General features: G+C 67.2%; 21 protein-coding genes. 17 read left to right on the top strand and 4 right to left on the bottom strand.

The annotated features are described in order from the left end of the window. The first annotated feature begins 48 nt into the window (after positions 1 to 48). Positions 49 to 1,050, top strand: coding sequence for a porphobilinogen synthase (hemB, locus tag L0977_RS09905; protein WP_234264700.1), 1,002 nt, complete (start codon positions 49 to 51; stop codon positions 1,048 to 1,050). A gap of 12 nt (positions 1,051 to 1,062) precedes the next feature. Next, positions 1,063 to 2,187 (top strand): magnesium transporter CorA family protein, encoded by a 1,125-nt coding sequence (locus L0977_RS09900; protein ID WP_234264699.1) that lies wholly within the window; start codon positions 1,063 to 1,065, stop codon positions 2,185 to 2,187. Positions 2,188 to 2,199: 12 nt separating this feature from the next. Here L0977_RS09900 and L0977_RS09895 read toward each other — a convergent pair whose 3' ends face one another. Beyond that, positions 2,200 to 2,883, bottom strand: coding sequence for a dienelactone hydrolase family protein (locus L0977_RS09895; protein WP_234264698.1), 684 nt, complete (start codon positions 2,881 to 2,883; stop codon positions 2,200 to 2,202). A gap of 142 nt (positions 2,884 to 3,025) precedes the next feature. Here L0977_RS09895 and L0977_RS09890 point away from each other — a divergent pair, with 142 nt between their 5' ends. From L0977_RS09890 to L0977_RS09880, 3 genes are read left to right on the top strand one after another with little or no spacing between them, the layout of a single operon-like run. Then, positions 3,026 to 3,784 (top strand): SDR family oxidoreductase, encoded by a 759-nt coding sequence (locus L0977_RS09890; protein ID WP_234264697.1) that lies wholly within the window; start codon positions 3,026 to 3,028, stop codon positions 3,782 to 3,784. Next, positions 3,784 to 4,293, top strand: coding sequence for a MaoC family dehydratase (locus L0977_RS09885; protein ID WP_234264696.1), 510 nt, complete (start codon positions 3,784 to 3,786; stop codon positions 4,291 to 4,293). The genes L0977_RS09890 and L0977_RS09885 overlap by 1 nt, the downstream gene beginning before the upstream one ends. Before the next feature lie 51 nt (positions 4,294 to 4,344). Further along, complete coding sequence (locus tag L0977_RS09880; protein WP_234264695.1) at positions 4,345 to 4,962, top strand: MarC family protein; 618 nt, start codon at positions 4,345 to 4,347, stop codon at positions 4,960 to 4,962. Positions 4,963 to 4,983: 21 nt separating this feature from the next. On the opposite strand, the gene L0977_RS09875 is transcribed toward L0977_RS09880, so the two are convergent. Beyond that, entirely contained in the window at positions 4,984 to 5,733 is a 750-nt protein-coding gene (locus tag L0977_RS09875) for a GntR family transcriptional regulator (protein WP_234264694.1), read from the bottom strand. Further along, entirely contained in the window at positions 5,730 to 7,409 is a 1,680-nt protein-coding gene (locus tag L0977_RS09870) for a sigma-54-dependent Fis family transcriptional regulator (protein WP_234264693.1), read from the bottom strand. The genes L0977_RS09875 and L0977_RS09870 overlap by 4 nt, the downstream gene beginning before the upstream one ends. Positions 7,410 to 7,750: 341 nt before the next feature. Between L0977_RS09870 and L0977_RS09865 the strand changes: the two genes are divergently transcribed. From L0977_RS09865 to L0977_RS09840, 6 genes are all read left to right on the top strand, one after another. Next, complete coding sequence (locus tag L0977_RS09865; protein WP_234264692.1) at positions 7,751 to 7,957, top strand: phenol hydroxylase subunit; 207 nt, start codon at positions 7,751 to 7,753, stop codon at positions 7,955 to 7,957. Between the two features lie 41 nt (positions 7,958 to 7,998). Further along, positions 7,999 to 9,000, top strand: coding sequence for an aromatic/alkene monooxygenase hydroxylase subunit beta (locus tag L0977_RS09860; RefSeq protein WP_234264691.1), 1,002 nt, complete (start codon positions 7,999 to 8,001; stop codon positions 8,998 to 9,000). A 34-nt stretch (positions 9,001 to 9,034) separates the two neighbouring features. Then, on the top strand, positions 9,035 to 9,304 hold the full coding sequence (locus L0977_RS09855; RefSeq protein ID WP_234264690.1) for an MmoB/DmpM family protein: 270 nt from the start codon (positions 9,035 to 9,037) through the stop codon (positions 9,302 to 9,304). Between the two features lie 152 nt (positions 9,305 to 9,456). Next, entirely contained in the window at positions 9,457 to 11,001 is a 1,545-nt protein-coding gene (locus tag L0977_RS09850) for an aromatic/alkene/methane monooxygenase hydroxylase/oxygenase subunit alpha (RefSeq protein ID WP_234264689.1), read from the top strand. Beyond that, positions 10,998 to 11,354, top strand: coding sequence for a phenol hydroxylase subunit P4 (locus tag L0977_RS09845; RefSeq protein ID WP_234264688.1), 357 nt, complete (start codon positions 10,998 to 11,000; stop codon positions 11,352 to 11,354). The genes L0977_RS09850 and L0977_RS09845 overlap by 4 nt, the downstream gene beginning before the upstream one ends. 7 nt (positions 11,355 to 11,361) lie before the next feature. Then, complete coding sequence (locus tag L0977_RS09840) at positions 11,362 to 12,501, top strand: NADH:ubiquinone reductase (Na(+)-transporting) subunit F (RefSeq protein WP_234264687.1); 1,140 nt, start codon at positions 11,362 to 11,364, stop codon at positions 12,499 to 12,501. On the opposite strand, the gene L0977_RS09835 is transcribed toward L0977_RS09840, so the two are convergent. Then, positions 12,488 to 13,399: a LysR substrate-binding domain-containing protein gene (locus L0977_RS09835; protein ID WP_234264686.1), complete on the bottom strand. Its 912-nt coding sequence runs from the start codon at positions 13,397 to 13,399 to the stop codon at positions 12,488 to 12,490. The two genes, L0977_RS09840 and L0977_RS09835, sit on opposite strands and share 14 nt — an antisense overlap. A 130-nt stretch (positions 13,400 to 13,529) precedes the next feature. Between L0977_RS09835 and L0977_RS09830 the strand changes: the two genes are divergently transcribed. The 6 genes from L0977_RS09830 (at position 13,530) to dmpE (ending at position 18,899) form a co-directional block, all read left to right on the top strand. Beyond that, on the top strand, positions 13,530 to 13,901 hold the full coding sequence (locus L0977_RS09830; protein WP_234264685.1) for a 2Fe-2S iron-sulfur cluster binding domain-containing protein: 372 nt from the start codon (positions 13,530 to 13,532) through the stop codon (positions 13,899 to 13,901). A gap of 21 nt (positions 13,902 to 13,922) precedes the next feature. Continuing rightward, positions 13,923 to 14,867, top strand: a complete 945-nt coding sequence (locus tag L0977_RS09825) for a catechol 2,3-dioxygenase (protein ID WP_234264684.1) — start codon at positions 13,923 to 13,925, stop codon at positions 14,865 to 14,867. Between the two features lie 147 nt (positions 14,868 to 15,014). After that, positions 15,015 to 15,446: a GlcG/HbpS family heme-binding protein gene (locus L0977_RS09820; protein WP_234264683.1), complete on the top strand. Its 432-nt coding sequence runs from the start codon at positions 15,015 to 15,017 to the stop codon at positions 15,444 to 15,446. Between the two features lie 22 nt (positions 15,447 to 15,468). Continuing rightward, positions 15,469 to 16,923, top strand: coding sequence for a 2-hydroxymuconic semialdehyde dehydrogenase (locus L0977_RS09815; RefSeq protein ID WP_234264682.1), 1,455 nt, complete (start codon positions 15,469 to 15,471; stop codon positions 16,921 to 16,923). 331 nt (positions 16,924 to 17,254) lie between these two features. Next, on the top strand, positions 17,255 to 18,118 hold the full coding sequence (locus L0977_RS09810; RefSeq protein WP_234264681.1) for an alpha/beta fold hydrolase: 864 nt from the start codon (positions 17,255 to 17,257) through the stop codon (positions 18,116 to 18,118). A gap of 4 nt (positions 18,119 to 18,122) precedes the next feature. After that, entirely contained in the window at positions 18,123 to 18,899 is a 777-nt protein-coding gene (gene dmpE, locus L0977_RS09805) for a 2-oxopent-4-enoate hydratase (RefSeq protein WP_234264680.1), read from the top strand. Positions 18,900 to 18,914: the final 15 nt, after the last annotated feature.

The raw sequence follows: 18,914 nt of genomic DNA, 5'->3' as shown, positions 1-18,914 counted from the left end.
CACAGCCCAAAACGGGCGCGACTGCGGCCCATTTGCCACAATCGGGCCATGCAGATCCCCGCCCCCTACCCCCTTTCCCGCCCGCGCCGGCTGCGCCGTGACGCCTTCACCCGCGACCTGGTCCGCGAACACCGCCTCAGCCCTGCGGATTTCATCTACCCCGTCTTCGTACTGGACGGTCATCAGCGTCGCGAAGCCGTCGCCTCCATGCCTGGCGTGGAACGCCTGAGCCTGGACCTGCTGCTGCCCGTGGCCGAGGAGTGTGTGGCGCTGGGCATTCCCTATATGGCGCTGTTCCCGGTGATCGATCCATCGCTCAAAACACCCGATGGCGCTGAAGCAGCCAACCCGGAGGGCCTGATCCCGCGGGTCGTGCGCGCCCTCAAGCAGCACGTTCCCGGGCTGGGCATCATGACCGACGTGGCCCTGGACCCGTACACCAGCCACGGCCAGGACGGCGTGCTGGACGAGAACCACTACATCATCAACGAGGCCACCGTGGCCATCCTGGTGAAGCAGGCGCTCACTCAGGCTGGAGCAGGTGTGGACATGGTGGCTCCGAGCGACATGATGGACGGCCGCATCGGCGCGATCCGACAGGCACTGGAAGCCGCCGGCCTGGTGCACACGCGCATCATGGCCTACAGCGCCAAGTACGCCAGCGCGTTCTACGGCCCGTTCCGCGACGCGGTCGGCTCGGCCGCCAATCTGGGCAAGGCCGACAAAAAGGTCTATCAGATGGACCCCGGCAACAGCGACGAAGCGCTGCGCGAGGTCGCGCTGGACATCGCCGAAGGCGCGGACACCGTCATGGTCAAACCGGGCATGCCGTACCTGGACATCGTGCGCCGTGTGAAAGACGAGTTCCACATGCCGACCTTCGTCTACCAGGTCAGCGGCGAATACGCCATGCTCAAGGCCGCGGCCCAGAACGGCTGGCTGGACCACGACGCGGTGGTGATGGAAAGCCTGCTCGCTTTCAAGCGGGCCGGCGCGGACGGGATCCTGACCTACTTCGCCCGCGACGCCGCCCGGCTGCTGCGCGGCTGAAGCCTCCCCACCATGCGGGTCTTCAGCATCCAGCCGGGATCCGTCACGGAAACCGGCGCCCTGCCCGAACGGCTGCCGGAGCGCTGCTATGTGTGGATTGCCTGCGGCCGACGTGAATTCGAGCTGGAGCAGGCGCACGTGCAAGCCACGCTGCAGGCCTTGGGCGGCGTGACCCTGGTGGATCTGCACGTCTCCGACCTGCTCAACAACCAGTTGCCTTCGCACTTCGACTACACCTCGCAGTACGACATCCTGGTGTTCCGCCGCCTGGCCGCCGGCCACAGTGAAACCGACCTCGCACACCCGGGCCAGCCGCTGACCCAGCCGACCCGGCGCAGCGGCCCGCCCGTGCTGCGGCGCATCGACACCAGCCCCGTGGGCTTCGCGGTCTTCGACCGCGTGCTGCTGACGGTGCACCCGGCCGGCTGCACGGTGCTGGAGCATTACGCCGCCCGCCTGCTGGCCGCCGCCAGCGCCGCCTCGCGCGCCGCCGGCGTGCAGATGCCCGTCGGGCCGGCCGACCTGATGCTGCGCATCGTCAACCAGATGGTAGACGGCTATCTGGACCTGCGCCGCGAACTCACGCGCCAGCTCGACCACTGGCAAAGCGAGCTGCTCAGCCCCAGCGCCCGTTTCACCAACTGGGGATCGCTGCTGGACGCACGCATCTCCCTGCACCAGCTGGACGAAATCTGCGAAGACCAACGGGCGGCCATCCAGGACTGGATCGAGGCCCTGGCCAACTGGGACGTGATCGAAGGCCAGAGCGACCACTTCGGCGGCCAGCGCGGGCTGGAATTGCTCAAGGTGCGCAGCCGCGACGTGCTGGAGCACATCGAGCGGGTGGTGCACCACGTGCGCCGCCTGGAGCAGAACGCCGAGACGGCGGTGCAGATGCACTTTTCGGCCCAGAGCAACCGCACCAACGACATCATGCGGGTGCTGACGGTGCTGACCGCCATCTTCCTGCCGCTGAACCTGATCGCAGGCATCTTCGGCATGAACTTCGAATTCATCCCGTGGCTGCACGCCAGGGACGGCTTCTGGTGGGCGATGGGCACCATGGGCCTGATCGCCACGGTGCTCACCGGCCTGTTCTGGCGCAAGCGCTATCTGGTGCGCAACGCCAGCCGCTAGACCCGCCTGGCCTCAGCCCAGGTGACGGGCCAGGAACGCCAGCGTGCGCTCGCGCGCCAGCTTCGCCGCCGGGGCGTCGTAGGAGCCCCGCTGGTCGCAGTTGAAGCCGTGGTTGGCCGCGTAGACGTGTACTTCCACGCCCGGCTGCGCGCGCTGGAACGCCTGCACGGTGTCGAGCGGGATCCAGTGGTCCTGGTCACCGAAGTGCGCCATCACGGGCACCTGCGGCACGCGGGCCGCCTCGGCTTCGGTGGTCATGCCCCCGCCATAGAACGGCACCGCCGCCGACAGCCCCGGCAGCAGGCAGGCCGAACGCCAGGTGAGCAGGCCGCCCCAGCAGTAACCCAGCACGCCCACCTTGCCGGCCGAAGCCGCGTGGGCGATGGCGGCCTGGACATCGGCCAGCACGCCCGGCGCGGGCAAGGCTTCGACCGCCGTCTTGAGCTCGAAGCCGGCCTTCATGTCGGCCTCGGCGTAACCGAGTTCGACGCCGGCCTGGACGCGGTGGAAGGTGGACGGCGCGACGACGAAATAGCCCTCGGCAGCGTAACCGTCGGCCACCGACCGGATGTGGCTGTTGACCCCGAAGATTTCCTGCAGCACGACCAGACCGCCTTTGGGCGTGCCAGAAGGGGCAGCGGTGTAGGCCGGGAAGGTAAAGCCGTCGGCGGCGGTCAGATCGATGAAAGCACCCATGAGGTCTCCTGGTTCAAACAAAAAAACGGGGGGCCGGCCTCGTCCGGTCGGCGACGTACACGCCCGAGCGGCTTCGGTTAAGGTCGGCAGCAACGACGGTGGGCCCGTTGGCCAGCCACCGATTATTTGCAGGAGTGCCTTCATGGACAAGATGCAGGGTCATGTGCTGCTGGTCACCGGCGGCAGCCGGGGTATCGGTGCGGCCACCGCCCGCCTGGCCGCACAACGGGGCTGGGCGGTGGCGGTCAACTACACCGCCAACTCGCTGGCCGCCGACGAGGTGGTGCGTGCCATCCGCGCCGAGGGCGGCAACGCCATCACGGTGCAGGCCGACGTGGCCGATGAGGCGCAGGTGCTGCGCATGTTCGACAAGGTGGACGCCAAGCTCGGGCGCCTGACCGGTCTGGTCAACAACGCCGGCGTGGTCGACGTGAGCGCACGGGTCGACGAGATGAGCGTGGCGCGCTGGCGTCGCATGTTCGACATCAACGTGATCGGCAGCATGCTGTGCGCCCGCGAAGCGGTGCGCCGCATGAGCACGCGCCACGGCGGCGAGGGCGGGGCCATCGTCAACCTCTCCAGCGCGGCCTCGCGCCTGGGCTCGGCCGGCCAGTACGTGGACTACGCCGCGGCCAAAGGTGCCATCGACACCTTCACCCTCGGCCTGGCGCGCGAAGTGGCGGCCGAAGGCATCCGCGTCAATGCGGTGCGCCCCGGTCTGATCGAAACCGACATCCACGCCTCGGGCGGCCTGCCCCACCGTGTGAACGACCTCAAGCACCAGGTGCCCATGCAGCGCGGCGGCACCGCCGAAGAGGTCGCCGAAGCCATTCTCTGGCTGCTGTCACCGGCCGCCAGCTACACCACCATGAGTCTGCTCGACGTTTCCGGAGGACGCTGATGACCGCTACCACGCCCGAACAAAGCCCCCACATCAAGCTCTGGTGGGAAGACCTCGAAGTGGGCCAGACCCGCGACCTGGGCAGCCTCTCACCCACGCGCGAAGAGATCATCGCCTTCGCCAGCCAGTTCGACCCCCAGCCCTTCCACCTGAGCGAAGAGGGCGGCAAGGCTTCGGTATTCGGGGCACTCAGCGCCAGCGGCTGGCACACCTGCGCCATGGCCATGCGGCTGATGGTGACGAACTTCCTGCACGAGTCGTCCAGCCTGGGCTCGCCCGGCCTGGAGAGCCTGAAGTGGACCAAGCCGGTCTACCCCGGCGATGTGCTGCGCCTGCAATCGACCATCACCGAAAAGCGGCCCATGAGCAAGCGCCCCGACGTCGGCCTGGTGCGCACGCTCTGGGAGATGTTCAACCAGCATGGCGACAAGGTGCTGCACATGGACGGCTACGGCATGTTCCGCCGGCGGACCGTGGCCCCGCCAGCCGACGTTGCGCCGCGCGCATGAACTTCCGCTGTTCCCGCGCACGCGGGGGCCCTGCGACCGCACAATAGCGGCATGGACTTCAAGCCACTGATCACCCTGCTGGCCATCGTCAACCCGCTGGCGATCGTGCCTTTTTTCATTCACTACACGCAGGGTTTCAGTGCCGCGCAGCGGCGGCGCACGATCCTGATTTCCTCGTTCAGCGCGTTTGCGGTGATCGCCACCTGCGCGCTCGTCGGTCTGCAGGTGCTGGCTTTCTTCGGCATTTCCCTGGCCAGCTTCCAGGTCGGGGGCGGCATGCTGCTGCTGACTTCCGCGCTGTCCATGCTGAACGCGCAGCCGGCCGAGGCCAAGACCACCCAGCGCGAGGTGGAGGACGCGGCGGCGCGCGACTCCATCGCCGTGGTGCCGCTGACCATTCCGCTGCTGACCGGACCGGCCACCATGTCCACGGTGGTGATCCACGCCGACCAGGCCAAGACGCTGCTGCAGCACGCGGCGCTGGTGGGTTATGGCGTGGTGGTCGCCCTGGCCACCGCGCTGTGTTTTGCGCTGGCGCGCCCGATCTCGCGCGCGCTGGGTCAGACGGGCATCAACGTCATGACACGGCTGATGGGGCTGATCCTGGCGGCCCTGGCGGTGGAAGTGATGGCCGACGGCCTGGTCAAGCTGTTCCCGGCGCTGAGCTGAAGCGCCGCACGGCCCCCTCCGTCAACTTTGGGCTTGGCCGGTCAGGGCCGACGGGCCGCTGTTTTCCGCCGCGTGGCGGGTCAGCACGTCGCAGGTCAGGCGGATGTGAGCCTCCAGTGCCAGCGCGGCACGCGCCTCCTGGCGCGCCAGCGCGGCCTTGTAGATCGCCTCGTGCTCGGCATGCACGTCGCGCTCGAAGAAACGGGCTGCGCCCATGCGGATCGCCACCTGGCGGTAGCGCTCGCCGTGCCGGTAAAGCACGCCCAGCAGGTGGTGGGTCCACTCGGAATCGTGGGCCGAGATCAGCACCTCGTGAAAGCGCTTGTTGAACCCTTCCCACAGCACCGGGTCCATGTCGCGGCCGGCGCGTTCGGCGTGGCTGAGGGCCTCGAATGCGGCCACCAGGCGCTGCTCCCAGGCCGCGTCACCGCGGCGGATGCTCTGGCGCAAGGCTTCGGTTTCGAGCATCACGCGCGTGTCGGTGAGATCGCGCAGATCGTTGAGCGAAATCGGGCTGACGCGGTAGCCGCGCTGTCCTTCGGCCGTCACCAGCGCGTCAGACAGCAGCAGGGCCAGTGCCTCGCGCAAGGTGCCGGCGCCCACCCCGTAGACGTCCTTGAGGTGCTCGACCCGCAGCCGCTCGCCCGGGCGCAGGTGCCCACGGATGATGTCCTGGCGCAGGGCCCGGTAGGCCCGTTCGACCAGCGTGCGGGGTGCCTCGGCATCGGGGCCCGGGGCGGCATGTTCGGCCAAGGCGACGACAGCGCTCATACATCCTCCTGCAGGGGGTGGCGCTTGAGCCGGTAGGCCAGTTGGGCGCGGGTGATGCCGAGCAGCCGCGCCGCGCCCGACAGATTGCCCCCGCTGCGCTCGACCGCGAGGTTCAGCACCATCGTTTCCAGCTCACCGATGGGCGTACCGATCTCCAGAATGCGTGTGCACAGGGCTTGCTCTTCGTCCGTGCTGCGCCGCGCCAGGCGACCGCGCGGGTCGAGCCCGTCGTGCGAGGGCGCGGGCTGGTTCGGGAACAGGTGCTCGACTTCGACGAAGCCGCCCTGCGGCGCCAGGATCACGCCGCGCTCGATCAGGTTCTCCAGTTCGCGCACGTTGCCCGGCCAGTCGTGGTGCAACAGAGCCTGCAGCGCGCGGTCACCGAACCCGGCCACGCGTTTGTGGTGCAGCGCCGTGAAGCGCGACAGCAGGTGGCGCGCCAGGGCCTCGATGTCCCCCGCGCGTTCGCGCAGCGGCGGGATGCAGATCGGGTAGACGTTCAGGCGGTACAGCAGGTCACGCCGGAACAGCCCCCGCTCCACGGCCCCCTGCAGATCGACGTTGGTGGCGGCCACCAGCCGCACATTGACCCGGCGGCCCGTTTCGCCGCCCAGGCGCTCGATCTCACCGTCCTGCAGCACGCGCAGCAGCTTGGCCTGCGCGGGCAGCGGCAGGTCACCCACCTCGTCGAGGAACAGGGTGCCGCCATCGGCCCGCTCGAAGCGCCCGGCACGGGCGTTGTGCGCCCCGGTGAAGGCGCCCTTCTCGACACCGAACAGCTCGGCCTCGATCAGCTCGGCGGGCAAAGCGGCACAGTTCACCGCCACGAACGGCCCGGACGCGCGCTCCGAATGCGCGTGCAGCGCGCGCGCAAAACGCTCCTTGCCCACCCCGGTCTCGCCAGTCAGCAGCACCGTGACCTGGGTGCCTGCTGCGCGCTGCATCAGGTCGTGCGCGCCGCGAAACGCCGCCGACTGCCCGATCAGCATGCCGCCCGACTCGCTGGGTACCAGCGAGGTCTTCAGCGCCTCCACCTGCTGGCTCAGCGCGTCGATGGTGTCGAGCAGCGAGTCGTCCTCGAAGTAATGGCGGTGCGCCTCACCATCGGGCCAGGCGTCGATGGGCTTGCCCTCGATCAGGCAGTGGTCGTCGCCGCAAGCCGCGCAGCGGATTTCCTTGAACAGGATCAGCCGGCCCATGAACGCACTGGTGTAGCCGCTGGCGTAACCGAGCAGGGTCCAGCAGGCCGGCTCGTCGACAACGCCGTAGGTCATGCGGTGCGCGTGGGCCTCCCAGGAGTCGTCCCAGCGGAACTGGCCCTCGAATTCGCCCGCTTCGATGTCGGCCTTGAGGTTGACCGGTGTCACGCGCGCCGCGCCTTCGAGCATGTGCAATTGCGGCCCGACCATGAACATGTCTTCCAGTCCCTGGCTGCCGCGAATCTGGCGCGCAAAGCCCGCGTCGTGCAGGCCGCAGGCGTAGCCCATGCGCGTCAGCAGCCGCCGCGCATGCTCTTTGCCGACCGAGCGGATCAGGTCCTGGCGCAGCGCCGACAAGGCCGCCGTGTGCAGCAGCAGCATGCGCCGCTCACCCAGCCAGATGGCGCCGCTGTCGGCTTCGAAATGCAACAGGCGGCGCAGGTCGCTGTCGCTGGGATAGGTCAGGGCATCGTTCAAGCGTGTTGTCTCCGGAAACCCCCGGGGCATGCCGGGGTGGCAGGGGGCTGACGCCCCTCTAATCTCGATATTTTCGGGACAAGCCCCTCGCCACGCAAGCATGGTCCGCGGGCACACCGCAGCCCACTTCATCAAATGATCAAAGCCGGCCCAGGAGCGTTTGATCATTTGAAGACGCTGCATTGCAGCAATGTGGATATCTCTGCGCCGGGCGCCCGCGGAACCGCCCGAATTGGTGGCAAACCTTCAGGGTATTCCCTCGAATATCGAGATTTTTGGGGTGTCTGTGGCCCCACTGGCACACCGCGTGCAAACACCCCGGCCCAACCAGACCTGCCGCCATGCCCACAGACACCCTCACCCCCACCCTGCCCGCCGTCGACACCTCGCTGCGCTTCGTGCGTGTGCTCGAACGCCTGCCCGGTGGCCTGGTGAGTTTCGAGTTCGCCATCGGCTGGCCCGAGCTGGCGGTGGAACTGCTGCTGCCCACCGCGGCCTTCGACACCTTCTGCCAGGCCCACCAGGTCCAGCGGCTCGACGAGGCCTGAGCGCCCTTTTCCCCCACACAACCACCCGGAGACACACAACGATGAACATCGACCTGCAGGCGCGCGCGATCACCCCCCTGCGCAACACCTATGCGCACGTGGCGCAGTACATCGGCGGCGACAAGGTGGCCTCGCGCTACCAGGAAGCCACGCTGGGCGCACAGCCCATGGCCAACTTCCACTACCGGCCCACCTGGGATCCGCAGCACGAGCTGTTCGACGCCTCGCGCAGCGCCATCCGGCTGGCCGACTGGTACGTGCTCAAGGACCCGCGCCAGTTCTACTACGCCACCTGGACCATGACCCGCGCGCGCCAGCAGGACGCCATGGAATCCAACTTCGCCTTTGTGGAAAGCAAGGGCATGGCTTCGCTGATGAGCGATGCGCTGCGCGAGAAGGTGCTGCGCGTGCTGCTGCCGCTGCGTCACGCGGCCTGGGGCGCGAACATGAACAACGCGTCCATCTGCGCCTACGGCTACGGCACCGCCTTCACCGCACCGGCCATGTTCCACGCCATGGACAACCTGGGCGTGGCCCAGTACCTCACCCGCCTGGGCCTCACCCTGGCCGAACCCGACGCGCTGGATGAAGCCAAGCAGGCCTGGCTCGACGCCCCCACCTGGCAGGTGCTGCGCCGCTGCGTGGAAGACAGCTTCATCGTGCAGGACCCGTTCGAGCTGTTCGTGGCGCAAAACCTGGCGCTCGACGGCCAGCTCTACCCGCTGATCTACGGCAGCTTCGTGGACGACGAGGTGGCCCTGCAAGGCGGCACCGCCGTGGCGATGCTCACCGCCTTCATGCCCGAGTGGCACGACGAGACCGCGCGCTGGATCGACGCCGTGATCAAGACCGCCGCCGCCGAGTCGGACGACAACCGCCGCCACCTCTCGCAGTGGGTGCGGGCCTGGGGCGAACGTGCGCAGGCCGCGCTGGAACCCGTGGCGCAGCTGGCCCTGGGCGAGCGCGGCCAGGCCGCGCTGGAAGAAGCCCGCCAGGCCATGAACGCCCGCGCCACCAAGGCCGGGCTGGACCTCAACGCCTGACCCGAACCGACGACCACCCCGAGGAACCCCCGCCATGTCCAACGTATTCATCGCCTTCCAGGCCAACGAGGAAGCGCGCCCCGTGGTCGAAGCCATCGTGGCAGACAACCCCGACGCCCAGATCGTGCACTCGCCCGGCCTGATCAAGATCGACGCCCCCGGCCAGCTCACCATCCGCCGCGAAACCATCGAAGCGCAGACCGGACGCCCCTACGACCTGCAGCAGTTGCACGTCAACCTCGTGACCCTCTCGGGCCACATCGACGAAGACGACGACCAGCTCACGCTCAGCTGGAGGCATTGAGAGATCACCCCCCTGCGCCGCTGCGCGGCTTCCCCCCTCTCTGGCGCCTTCGGCTGGGAGGGACCGCACCTACGGCCCGGCAAAACCGGTTCCGTGGTGCGCACTGGACCAAGAGCACGTTGCATCTATCGAAACGATTAGGAGACACCGATATGGACACCCGCGTCACCAAGAAAAAACTCGGCCTGAAAGAGCGCTACGCCGCCATGACCCGCGGCCTGGGCTGGGAGACCACCTACCAGCCGATGGACAAGGTCTTCCCGTACGACAAGTACGAAGGCATCAAGATCCACGACTGGGACCAGTGGCAGGACCCGTTCCGCCTGACCATGGACGCCTACTGGAAGTACCAGGGCGAGAAGGAGAAGAAGCTCTACGCCGTGATCGAGGCGTTCGCGCAGAACAACGGCCAGCTCGGCGTGAGCGACGCGCGCTACATCAACGCGCTCAAGCTCTTCATCCAGGGTGTGACGCCACTGGAGTACTACGCGCACCGCGGCTTCGCGCACGTGGGCCGTCAGTTCACCGGTGAAGGCGCACGGGTCGCCGCGCAGATGCAGAGCATCGACGAGCTGCGCCACTACCAGACCGAAACGCACGCCATCTCGAACTACAACAAGTACTTCAACGGCATGCACCACTCGAACCACTGGTTCGACCGCGTTTGGTACCTATCGGTACCGAAATCGTTCTTCGAAGACGCCATCACCGGTGGCCCGTTCGAGTTCCTGGTGGCGGTGAGCTTCTCGTTCGAATACGTACTGACCAACCTGCTGTTCGTGCCCTTCATGTCGGGCGCGGCGCACAACGGCGACATGTCCACCGTCACCTTCGGCTTCTCGGCGCAGAGCGACGAGTCGCGCCACATGACGCTGGGCATCGAGTGCATCAAGTTCCTGCTGGAACAGGACCCGGGCAACGTGGCGATCGTGCAGAAGTGGATCGACAAGTGGTTCTGGCGCGGCTACCGCCTGCTGACCCTGGTGGCCATGATGCAGGACTACATGCTGCCCAAGCGCGTGATGAGCTGGAAGGAAGCCTGGGAGATGTATGCCGAGCAGAACGGCGGCGCGCTGTTCAAAGACCTGGCGCGCTATGGCATCCGCGAGCCAGCCGGCTGGAAGCAGGCCTGCGAAGGCAAGGACCACATCAGCCACCAGGCCTGGAACACCTTCTACAACTACAACGCCGCCGCGCCCTTCCACACCTGGGTGCCGAGCGCCGAAGAGATGGACTGGCTCTCCGAGAAATACCCCGAGAGCTTCGACAAGTACTACCGCCCGCGCCTGGAATTCCTGCGCGAGCAGCAGCAGGCCGGCAACCGCTTCTACAACAAGACGCTGCCGATGCTGTGCACCACCTGCCAGATCCCGATGTTGTTCACCGAAGAAGGGGACCCTTCCAAGATCTGCTACCGCGAGAGCGACTACTTCGGCAACAAGTACCACTTCTGCTCCGACCACTGCAAGCACATCTTCGACGACGAACCCGAGAAGTACGTGCAGAGCTGGCTGCCGGTGCACCAGATCTACCAGGGCCATTGCTTCAAGCCCGGCACCGACCCGACCAAGGAAGGGTTCGACCCCTTGCTGGCGGTGCTGGATTACTACGAGATGGACGTGGGCCGGGACAACTTCGATTTCGAAGGATCGGAAGACCAGAAGAACTTTGCCGCCTGGAAAGGAGCCGCGAAATGAGCGTTGTTGCCCTCACCGACTACGACTTCCCGATGAAGGACGTGCGCGAGAACTTCCCCGCGCCCCTGCTCTACATCGGCTGGGAAGACCACCTGCTGTTTTGCGCGCCCTTTTGCCTGCCGCTGCCGCCCGACACGCCCTTTGGCGCGCTGGCCACGGCCGTGCTGCCGGGCATCTACGGCTACCACCCCGACTTCGCCCAGATCGACTGGAGCAAGGCCGAGTGGAGCAAATCCGGCCAGCCGTGGCAGCCCGATCCGGCCAAGTCGCTGGCCGAGAACGGTCTGCAGCACAAGGACGTGATCCGCTTTCGCACGCCGGGCCTGACCGGCATCCAAGGCAGTTTCAGCTGATCGTTCCATGAGCTACCAACTGACCATCGAGCCGCTGGGCGCGACCATCGAGGTCGAAGAAGGCCAGACGGTGCTGGACGCGGCGCTGCGCCAGGGCATCTACCTGCCGCACGCCTGCGGCCACGGCCTGTGCGGCTCGTGCAAGGTGCAGGTGTGCGAGGGCGAGGTGGACCACGGCGCGGCCAACCCGTTTGCGCTGATGGAGGTGGAGCGCGAAGAAGGCAAGACGCTGGCCTGCTGCTGCACACTGAGCTGCGACACCACCATCGAAGCCGACATCGAAGACGAGCCCGATGCCGAGGTGATCCCGGTGCGCGACTTCGCCGCCACCATCGAACGCATCGAGGACCTCACGCCCACCATCAAGGCCTTCCACCTGAAGCTGGACAAGGTGATCAGTTCTGTGCCGGGCCGCCCCAAGCAGGACTGCACCCCCTCGGGGGGCCAGGCTCTGCTTGGGGCGGGGGTCATACGTTTTCAGGCGGGCCAGTACGTGCAGCTGGAGATCCCGGGCCTGGGCGAAAGCCGCGCCTTTTCCATCGCCAACACACCGGTCGACGTGGCCGCCACGCAGTGCATCGAACTCAACGTGCGCCGCGTGCCCGGCGGCCAGGGCACCACCTGGCTGCACGAGCAGGCACAGGTGGGCGATCGCGTGCGCCTGGCCGGGCCTTATGGGCGCTTCTTCGTGCGCAAATCGTCGAGCCTGCCCATGGTCTTCATGGCCGGCGGCTCGGGATTGTCGAGCCCGCGCTCGATGATCGGCGAGCTGCTGGCCGCTGGCTGCACCACGCCCATCACGCTGATCTACGGCCAGCGCACGCAGGCCGAGCTGTACTACGACGCGGAATTTCGCGCGCTCGCCGAGCAGCACCCGAACTTCCACTACGTGCCGGCGCTGTCGGAGCCCGCGGGCGATGCCGACTGGTCCGGTGCGCGCGGCTTCGTGCACGAAGCGGCCAAGGCGCATTTCAACGGCAACTTCGCCGGCCAGAAAGCCTACCTGTGCGGGCCGCCGGCCATGATCGAAGCCTGCATCGCCACCCTGATGCAGGGGCGCCTGTTCGAGCGCGACATCTACACCGAGAAATTCCTCTCGGCCGCCGATGCGCAGAACGCGCGCAGCCCGCTGTTCAAACGGGTCTGACCCCCTGTCTGGCCAAACGGGCATGCTCGTGCACCACCTCCAGAAACATGCGCAGCACCGGCGACGGGTCCGCCCGCCGGTAGAGGCAGCTGAGCTCCAGGTCCCGGAGGCTGCGGCTTCTGAACGGCACGAACACCACGCCCGGCAGGCGCAGGCTGCTGGCCGATCGCGTGGTGATGGTCAGACCGAAACCGCTGGCCACCAGGGCCACCGCCGTCACCACGTCTTCCACCTCCTGCTCCACCGCCAGCGCGGCCCCTTCCTGCCGGAAGGCCTCGGCCACTTCCTGCGCCAGGCCGTGCAGCGGCACGTTGGGGTAGAGGATCATGGGCTCGCCATCGAGGTCGGCCACACCGATGACCTTGCGGCCGGCCAGCCGGTGCGACGCCAGCATGGCCACCACCAGGGGCTCGCGCAGCACGGTCTCGACCGCCAGGTCGGGCTCCGGGGGCACCAGCCGGTTGAAGCCGACACTGATGCGGCGCTCGCGCAGCGCCTGCAACTGCTCGGCCTTGGTCAGGTTGTGCAGCACGATGCGCACCTGCGGCCGCTGCTGGTGAAAGTGCGCCAGCAGGCGCGGGATCACATCGAGCACGCCGGACCCGAACAACCCCACATCGAGCTGGCCGGTGAGCCCCTGTGCGGCGCGGCGCGTGCGTTCGGTGGCGCGCTGGGCCATGCGCAACAGGTTGGGCACCTCGTCCAGCAGGGTCTGGCCGGCCTCGGTCAGCTCCACCCCTGCGGGCGTGCGCAGAAACAGCGGCGCCCCCATTTCTTCTTCCAGCGCCTTGATCTGGCGCGACAGCGGCGGCTGCGCCATGTGCAGCCGCTCGGCCGCCCGCGTGAAGTTGCGCTCTTCCGCCACCGCCAGAAACTGGCGCATGTCTTTCAGGTCCATGGGGTCTCGCTCTCCGGCTTGCAATACCCAATCAGTATAGACATGGCGATATTTGGTATTGGACGGTATGAAACAACTTCCCTATCTTCGACAGCGGTGACTGCTGCGAATACCCAGAACTGAACGAGACATGTCCCTTTTCGACTCCCGCCCCAAGTTCGCCGTGCACGTCGCCCAGACGGACGAGACCTATCCCTGTGCCGGCAACGAAAGCCTGCTGACGGGCATGGTCCGGCTCGGCCGCAAGGGCATTCCGGTGGGCTGCGTCAACGGCGGCTGCGGGGTCTGCAAGGTTCGCATCCTCGGCGGCGAGATCAAAGCCCTGGGCCCGATCAGCCGGGCCCACGTGACGATGGACGAAGAAGACCGGGGCTACACCCTGGCCTGCCGGGTGGTCCCCCAGACCCCCGTGCAACTCGAAGTGGCGGGCAAATTGAACAAGCCGTTTTCAAAAGGGCGGGCGGAATCTGCGACCGCCGCCCCTTCCTCTCAACAGCAGTAACCAACCCCAAGGAGACACAACATGGGTGTAATGCGCATCGGGCACGCCAGCCTGAAAGTGATGGACATCGACGCGGCCGTCCGGCACTACGAGAACGTGCTGGGCATGAAGACCACCATGAAGGACAAGGCGGGCAACGTCTACCTCAAGTGCTGGGACGAATGGGACAAGTACTCGGTCATCCTGACCCCGTCGGACCAGGCCGGCATGAACCACCTGGCCTACAAGGTCGAGAAGGAAGCCGACCTTGAAGCGCTGCAGCAGAAGATCGAGGCCTGGGGCGTGAAGACCACCATGCTCGACGAAGGCACCCTGCCCTCGACCGGTCGCATGCTGCAGTTCAAGCTGCCCAGCGGGCACGAAATGCGCCTGTATGCCAGCAAGGAGTTTGTCGGCACCGACGTGGGCAGCACCAATCCCGACCCCTGGCCCGACGGCCTCAAGGGCGCGGGCGCCCACTGGCTGGACCACTGCCTGCTGATGTGCGAGATGAATCCCGAGGCCGGCATCAACACCGTGGCCGACAACACCCGCTTCATGACCGAGGCGCTGGACTTCTTCCTGACCGAGCAGGTGCTGGTCGGACCCGAAGGCAACATGCAGGCGGCGACCTGGATGGCCCGCACCACCACGCCGCACGACATCGCCTTCGTCGGTGGGCCGCGCAGCGGCCTGCACCACATCGCCTTCTTCCTGGACTCGTGGCACGACGTGCTCAAGGCCGCCGACGTGATGGCCAAGACCAAGACGCGCATCGACGTGGCCCCCACCCGCCACGGCATCACGCGCGGCGAAACCATCTACTTCTTCGATCCCAGCGGCAACCGCAACGAGACCTTCGCCGGCCTGGGCTATCTGGCCCAGCGCGACCGGCCGGTGACGACCTGGACCGAAGACCAGCTGGGCAGCGGGATCTTCTATCACACGGGCGATCTGGTGCCGTCTTTCACCGAGGTGTACACGTGATCACCCCCCTGCGCCGCTGACGCGGCGCCCCCCTCTCTGGCGCGCCCGCAGGGCGCTGGGAGGGGGGACGGCACCTGTGGCCTGGCGGAGCCAGTTCCACGGTGCCCCTGGTTGAAGACCCTTCTCATCCACCACGTTGTGTCCTTCATGAAACCTGATCTTGCTGTTCCCTCTTCCGTGATCACCACCTCGGCCGCTTCGCTGGCCTGTCAGGCGGCGGTGGCGCACGCGGAGGCATTGGGCATTCGCATCAATGTGGCCGTGACCGATGCCTCGGGCACGCTGGCCGCTTTTCTGCGCATGCCCAATGCCTTCCTGCATTCGATCGACATCGCGATCGACAAGGCCTACACCGCCGCAAGCTTCGGCTTTCCCACCTCGCAATGGGGCGGCGTCATCGGTGACGACGAGCTGCTGCGCATCGGCCTGAACCAGCGCCAGCGCCTGGTGCTGTTCGGCGGCGGCCTGCCGGTCGTGACCGACGGCCAGCGCATTGGCGGTATCGGTGTCTCCGGCGGCTCGGCAGAGCAGGACGAAGCCTGCGCCCGCGCCGGCCTGCAGGCCCTGGGGCTCGATTGATTTTTCATTTCATCCACACACCATGAAACAGTTCCTGAACTTCATCAACGGCGATTTCGTCGCCACCGCCAAGACCTTCGAAAACCGCAACCCGGCCACCAATGAAGTCGTTGGCCAGGTGCACGAGGCCGGCCAGGCCGAGGTCGACGCGGCCGTGGCCGCGGGCCGCGCCGCGCTCAAGGGTGAGTGGGGCCAGATGAGCGTGGTCAAGCGCGCCGAGCTGCTGCACGCAGTGGCCGATGAGATCAACCGCCGCTTCGACGACTTCCTCGCCGCCGAACTGGCCGACACCGGCAAGCCGCGCTCGCTGGCTTCGCACATCGACATCCCGCGCGGCGCCGCCAACTTCAAGATCTTCGCGGACATCGTCAAGAACGTGCCGACCGAGAGCTTCCAGATGACCACGCCCGACGGCGGCACGGCCATCAGCTACGGCCTGCGCACGCCCCTGGGCGTGGTCGGCGTGATCTGTCCCTGGAACCTGCCGCTGCTGCTGATGACCTGGAAGGTCGGCCCGGCCCTGGCCTGCGGCAACACCGTGATCGTCAAGCCCTCGGAAGAAACCCCCGCCACCGCGACCCTGCTGGGCGAGGTGATGAACGCGGTGGGCATTCCCAAGGGCGTGTACCAGGTGCTGCACGGCTTCGGCCCCGGCTCGGCGGGCGAGTTCATCACCAAACACCCCGGCGTCAACGGCATCACCTTCACCGGCGAAACCCGCACCGGCGAGGCCATCATGGCCGCCGCCGCCAAGGGCGTGCGTCCGGTCAGCTTCGAGCTGGGCGGCAAGAACGCCGGCATCGTGTTCGCCGACGCCGACTTCGACAAGGCCATCGCCGGCATCACCCGCAGCGCCTTCGAGAACTGCGGCCAGGTCTGCCTGGGCACCGAGCGCGTGTACGTGCAGCGCCCGATCTTCGACAAGTTCGTCGCGGCCCTGAAAGCCAAGGCCGAAGGCCTGAAGATCGGCGGCCCGGACATGCCAGGCGTGGGCATCGGCCCGCTGATTTCGGCGGAGCACAAGCAGAAGGTCATGGGCTACTACGCCAAGGCCAAGGCCGAAGGCGCCACCGTGATCACTGGCGGCGGTGAACCGGCCATGACGGGCGAGTACGCCAACGGCCACTTCGTGCAACCGACCATCTGGACCGGCCTGCCCGAAAGCGCCAGCGTGATCCGCGAAGAGATCTTCGGCCCCTGCTGCCACATCGCGCCCTTCGACACCGAAGAGGAAGCGGTCGCGCTCGCCAACGCCACCGACTACGGCCTGGCCACCACCGTCTGGACCCAGGACCTGGGCAAGGCCCACCGCATGGCCGCGGCCATCGAGGTCGGCCTGTGCTGGATCAACAGCTGGTTCCTGCGCGACCTGCGCACCGCCTTCGGCGGCAGCAAGGCCTCGGGCATCGGCCGCGAAGGCGGCGTGCACTCGCTGGAGTTCTACACGGAACTCCGCAACGTGATGGTGAAACTGTGATCTCCCCCCTGCGCCGCTGCGCGGCGTCCCCCCTCTGTGGCGCGTCTTCGACGCTTCGAGGGGGGACGCAGCCTGTGGCCCGGCAAAGCCGGTTCCACGGCTGCCCTGGACACAGGCACGCACTCCGGAGACCGGGCCTCTCCGCCTTGCGCCTCGCGTGCCCACAGCGCGGGAATCGGGGTGGCCGGCGCAGTGAAGTCAAGGCGGAGGTTGGCGCGCAGCGCCAACCGGGGGACATGAACGGAGCCGGTCACCCCGGTTTCCGCGCCGCCCCGCCAACGAAGACACGCCACAACGGCCCGCAAAAGAGTCCGAAAGAAAGCAGCCATCCATGAACGCCCCTCACAACCCCGAAGTCGCCCGCAGCGTCCGCACGGGCGCGTTCAACACCAACGTGCACGACCTCGGCAGCTCCAAGCCAGGACAGCCTCCGGTGCTGTTCATCCACGGATCCGGTCCGGGTGTGAGCGCCTGGGCCAACTGGCGCCTCGCCATGCCGGTGATTGCACGAGACCGCCGCGTGATCGCGCCCGACATGGTGGGCTTCGGCTACACCGACCGCCCGGCCGGCATCGCCTACAACATGGACACCTGGGTTCAGCAGGCGCTGGACCTGATGGACGCGCTGGGCGTGGCGCAAGCCGACGTGGTCGGCAACAGCTTCGGTGGCGCGCTCTCGCTGGCGCTGGCGATCCGCGCGCCGCAGCGCGTGCGCCGGCTGGTGCTGATGGGTTCGGTCGGTGTGCCGTTCCCGATCACACCGGGGCTTGATGCGGTCTGGGGCTACGAGCCCTCGCTGGCCACCATGAAGCAGTTGCTGGACATCTTCGCGCACAGCCGCGCGCTGGTGACCGACGAGCTGGCCGAGTTGCGCTACCAGGCCAGCATCCGCCCCGGGTTCCAGGAGTCGTTTTCGGCCATGTTCCCAGCCCCGCGCCAGCGCTGGGTCGACGCCATGGCCAGCCCCGAAGCCGCCATCCGCGCGCTGCCGCACGAGACCCTGATCGTGCACGGCCGCGAAGACCAAGTGATCCCGCTGCAGAACTCGCTCACGCTGAGCCAGTGGATCCCCCACAGCCAGTTGCACGTTTTCGGCCACTGCGGCCACTGGACGCAGATCGAGCACGCCGCGCGCTTCGCGCAACTGGTCGCCAACTTCCTGCAAGAAGCCGACAACACCCCTACCCAAGCCTGACACCATGATCTCCATCGAAACCCTGGGCGACGAGCTCTACACCGCATTGCGCGACCGGCAGGTCGTCGAACCGCTGTCCAACCGCTTCCCCGACATCAGCATCGAGCAGGCCTACCGCATCCAGGAGCGCATGCTGCAGCGCCGCCTGCAGGACGGTGAGCGCATCGTCGGCAAGAAGATCGGCGTGACCTCGGCCGCCGTGATGAACATGCTCGGCGTGCACCAGCCCGACTTCGGCTACCTGACCGACGCGATGATCGTCAACCAGGGCGAGGCGATCGACATCTCGACCCTGATACAACCCAAGGCCGAGGGCGAGATCGCCTTTCTGCTCAAGCGCGACCTGATGGGCCCCGGGGTGGGTGTGGCCGACGTGCTGGCCGCCACCGAATGCGTGATGCCCTGCTTCGAGATCGTCGACTCGCGCATCCGCGACTGGAAGATCAAGATCACCGACACCGTGGCCGACAACGCCTCCTGCGGCGTGTTCGTGCTCGGCGACCGCGCGGTCAGCCCGCTGGCGCTGGACCTGCAGACCTGCGGCATGGTGCTGGAGAAAAACGGCGAGGTGATCGCCACCGGTGCAGGCGCCGCGGCCCTGGGCTCACCGCTCAACGCCGTGGCTTGGCTGGCCAACACCATGGGCAGCCTGGGCATTCCGCTCAAGGCCGGTGAGGTCGTGCTCTCGGGCGCGCTGGCCGCCATGTTCCCGGCCGCCAAGGGCGACTGCTTCCGCGTGACCATCGGCGGGCTGGGCGAGTGCTCGGTGCGCTTTCACTGAACCCATTCCGCACGC

This window comes from Hydrogenophaga sp. NFH-34 (assembly GCF_021401345.1).
In the GTDB taxonomy this organism is placed as follows: Bacteria; Pseudomonadota; Gammaproteobacteria; order Burkholderiales; family Burkholderiaceae_C; genus Hydrogenophaga; species Hydrogenophaga electricum.
Note: the sequence above shows the minus strand (reverse complement) of the source record. Positions and strands in the feature narration are given on the sequence as shown.

Coding starts and splice junctions, on each gene's coding strand:
- L0977_RS09850 (WP_234264689.1), top strand. CDS start 9,457: ATGGACACCCGCGTCACCAAGAAAAAACTCGGCCTGAAAGAGCGCTAC.
- L0977_RS09890 (WP_234264697.1), top strand. CDS start 3,026: ATGGACAAGATGCAGGGTCATGTGCTGCTGGTCACCGGCGGCAGCCGG.
- L0977_RS09860 (WP_234264691.1), top strand. CDS start 7,999: ATGAACATCGACCTGCAGGCGCGCGCGATCACCCCCCTGCGCAACACC.
- L0977_RS09855 (WP_234264690.1), top strand. CDS start 9,035: ATGTCCAACGTATTCATCGCCTTCCAGGCCAACGAGGAAGCGCGCCCC.
- L0977_RS09895 (WP_234264698.1), bottom strand. CDS start 2,883: ATGGGTGCTTTCATCGATCTGACCGCCGCCGACGGCTTTACCTTCCCG.
- L0977_RS09865 (WP_234264692.1), top strand. CDS start 7,751: ATGCCCACAGACACCCTCACCCCCACCCTGCCCGCCGTCGACACCTCG.
- L0977_RS09845 (WP_234264688.1), top strand. CDS start 10,998: ATGAGCGTTGTTGCCCTCACCGACTACGACTTCCCGATGAAGGACGTG.
- hemB (WP_234264700.1), top strand. CDS start 49: ATGCAGATCCCCGCCCCCTACCCCCTTTCCCGCCCGCGCCGGCTGCGC.
- dmpE (WP_234264680.1), top strand. CDS start 18,123: ATGATCTCCATCGAAACCCTGGGCGACGAGCTCTACACCGCATTGCGC.
- L0977_RS09835 (WP_234264686.1), bottom strand. CDS start 13,399: ATGGACCTGAAAGACATGCGCCAGTTTCTGGCGGTGGCGGAAGAGCGC.
- L0977_RS09900 (WP_234264699.1), top strand. CDS start 1,063: ATGCGGGTCTTCAGCATCCAGCCGGGATCCGTCACGGAAACCGGCGCC.
- L0977_RS09810 (WP_234264681.1), top strand. CDS start 17,255: ATGAACGCCCCTCACAACCCCGAAGTCGCCCGCAGCGTCCGCACGGGC.
- L0977_RS09830 (WP_234264685.1), top strand. CDS start 13,530: ATGTCCCTTTTCGACTCCCGCCCCAAGTTCGCCGTGCACGTCGCCCAG.
- L0977_RS09825 (WP_234264684.1), top strand. CDS start 13,923: ATGGGTGTAATGCGCATCGGGCACGCCAGCCTGAAAGTGATGGACATC.
- L0977_RS09815 (WP_234264682.1), top strand. CDS start 15,469: ATGAAACAGTTCCTGAACTTCATCAACGGCGATTTCGTCGCCACCGCC.
- L0977_RS09885 (WP_234264696.1), top strand. CDS start 3,784: ATGACCGCTACCACGCCCGAACAAAGCCCCCACATCAAGCTCTGGTGG.
- L0977_RS09880 (WP_234264695.1), top strand. CDS start 4,345: ATGGACTTCAAGCCACTGATCACCCTGCTGGCCATCGTCAACCCGCTG.
- L0977_RS09820 (WP_234264683.1), top strand. CDS start 15,015: ATGAAACCTGATCTTGCTGTTCCCTCTTCCGTGATCACCACCTCGGCC.
- L0977_RS09840 (WP_234264687.1), top strand. CDS start 11,362: ATGAGCTACCAACTGACCATCGAGCCGCTGGGCGCGACCATCGAGGTC.
- L0977_RS09875 (WP_234264694.1), bottom strand. CDS start 5,733: ATGAGCGCTGTCGTCGCCTTGGCCGAACATGCCGCCCCGGGCCCCGAT.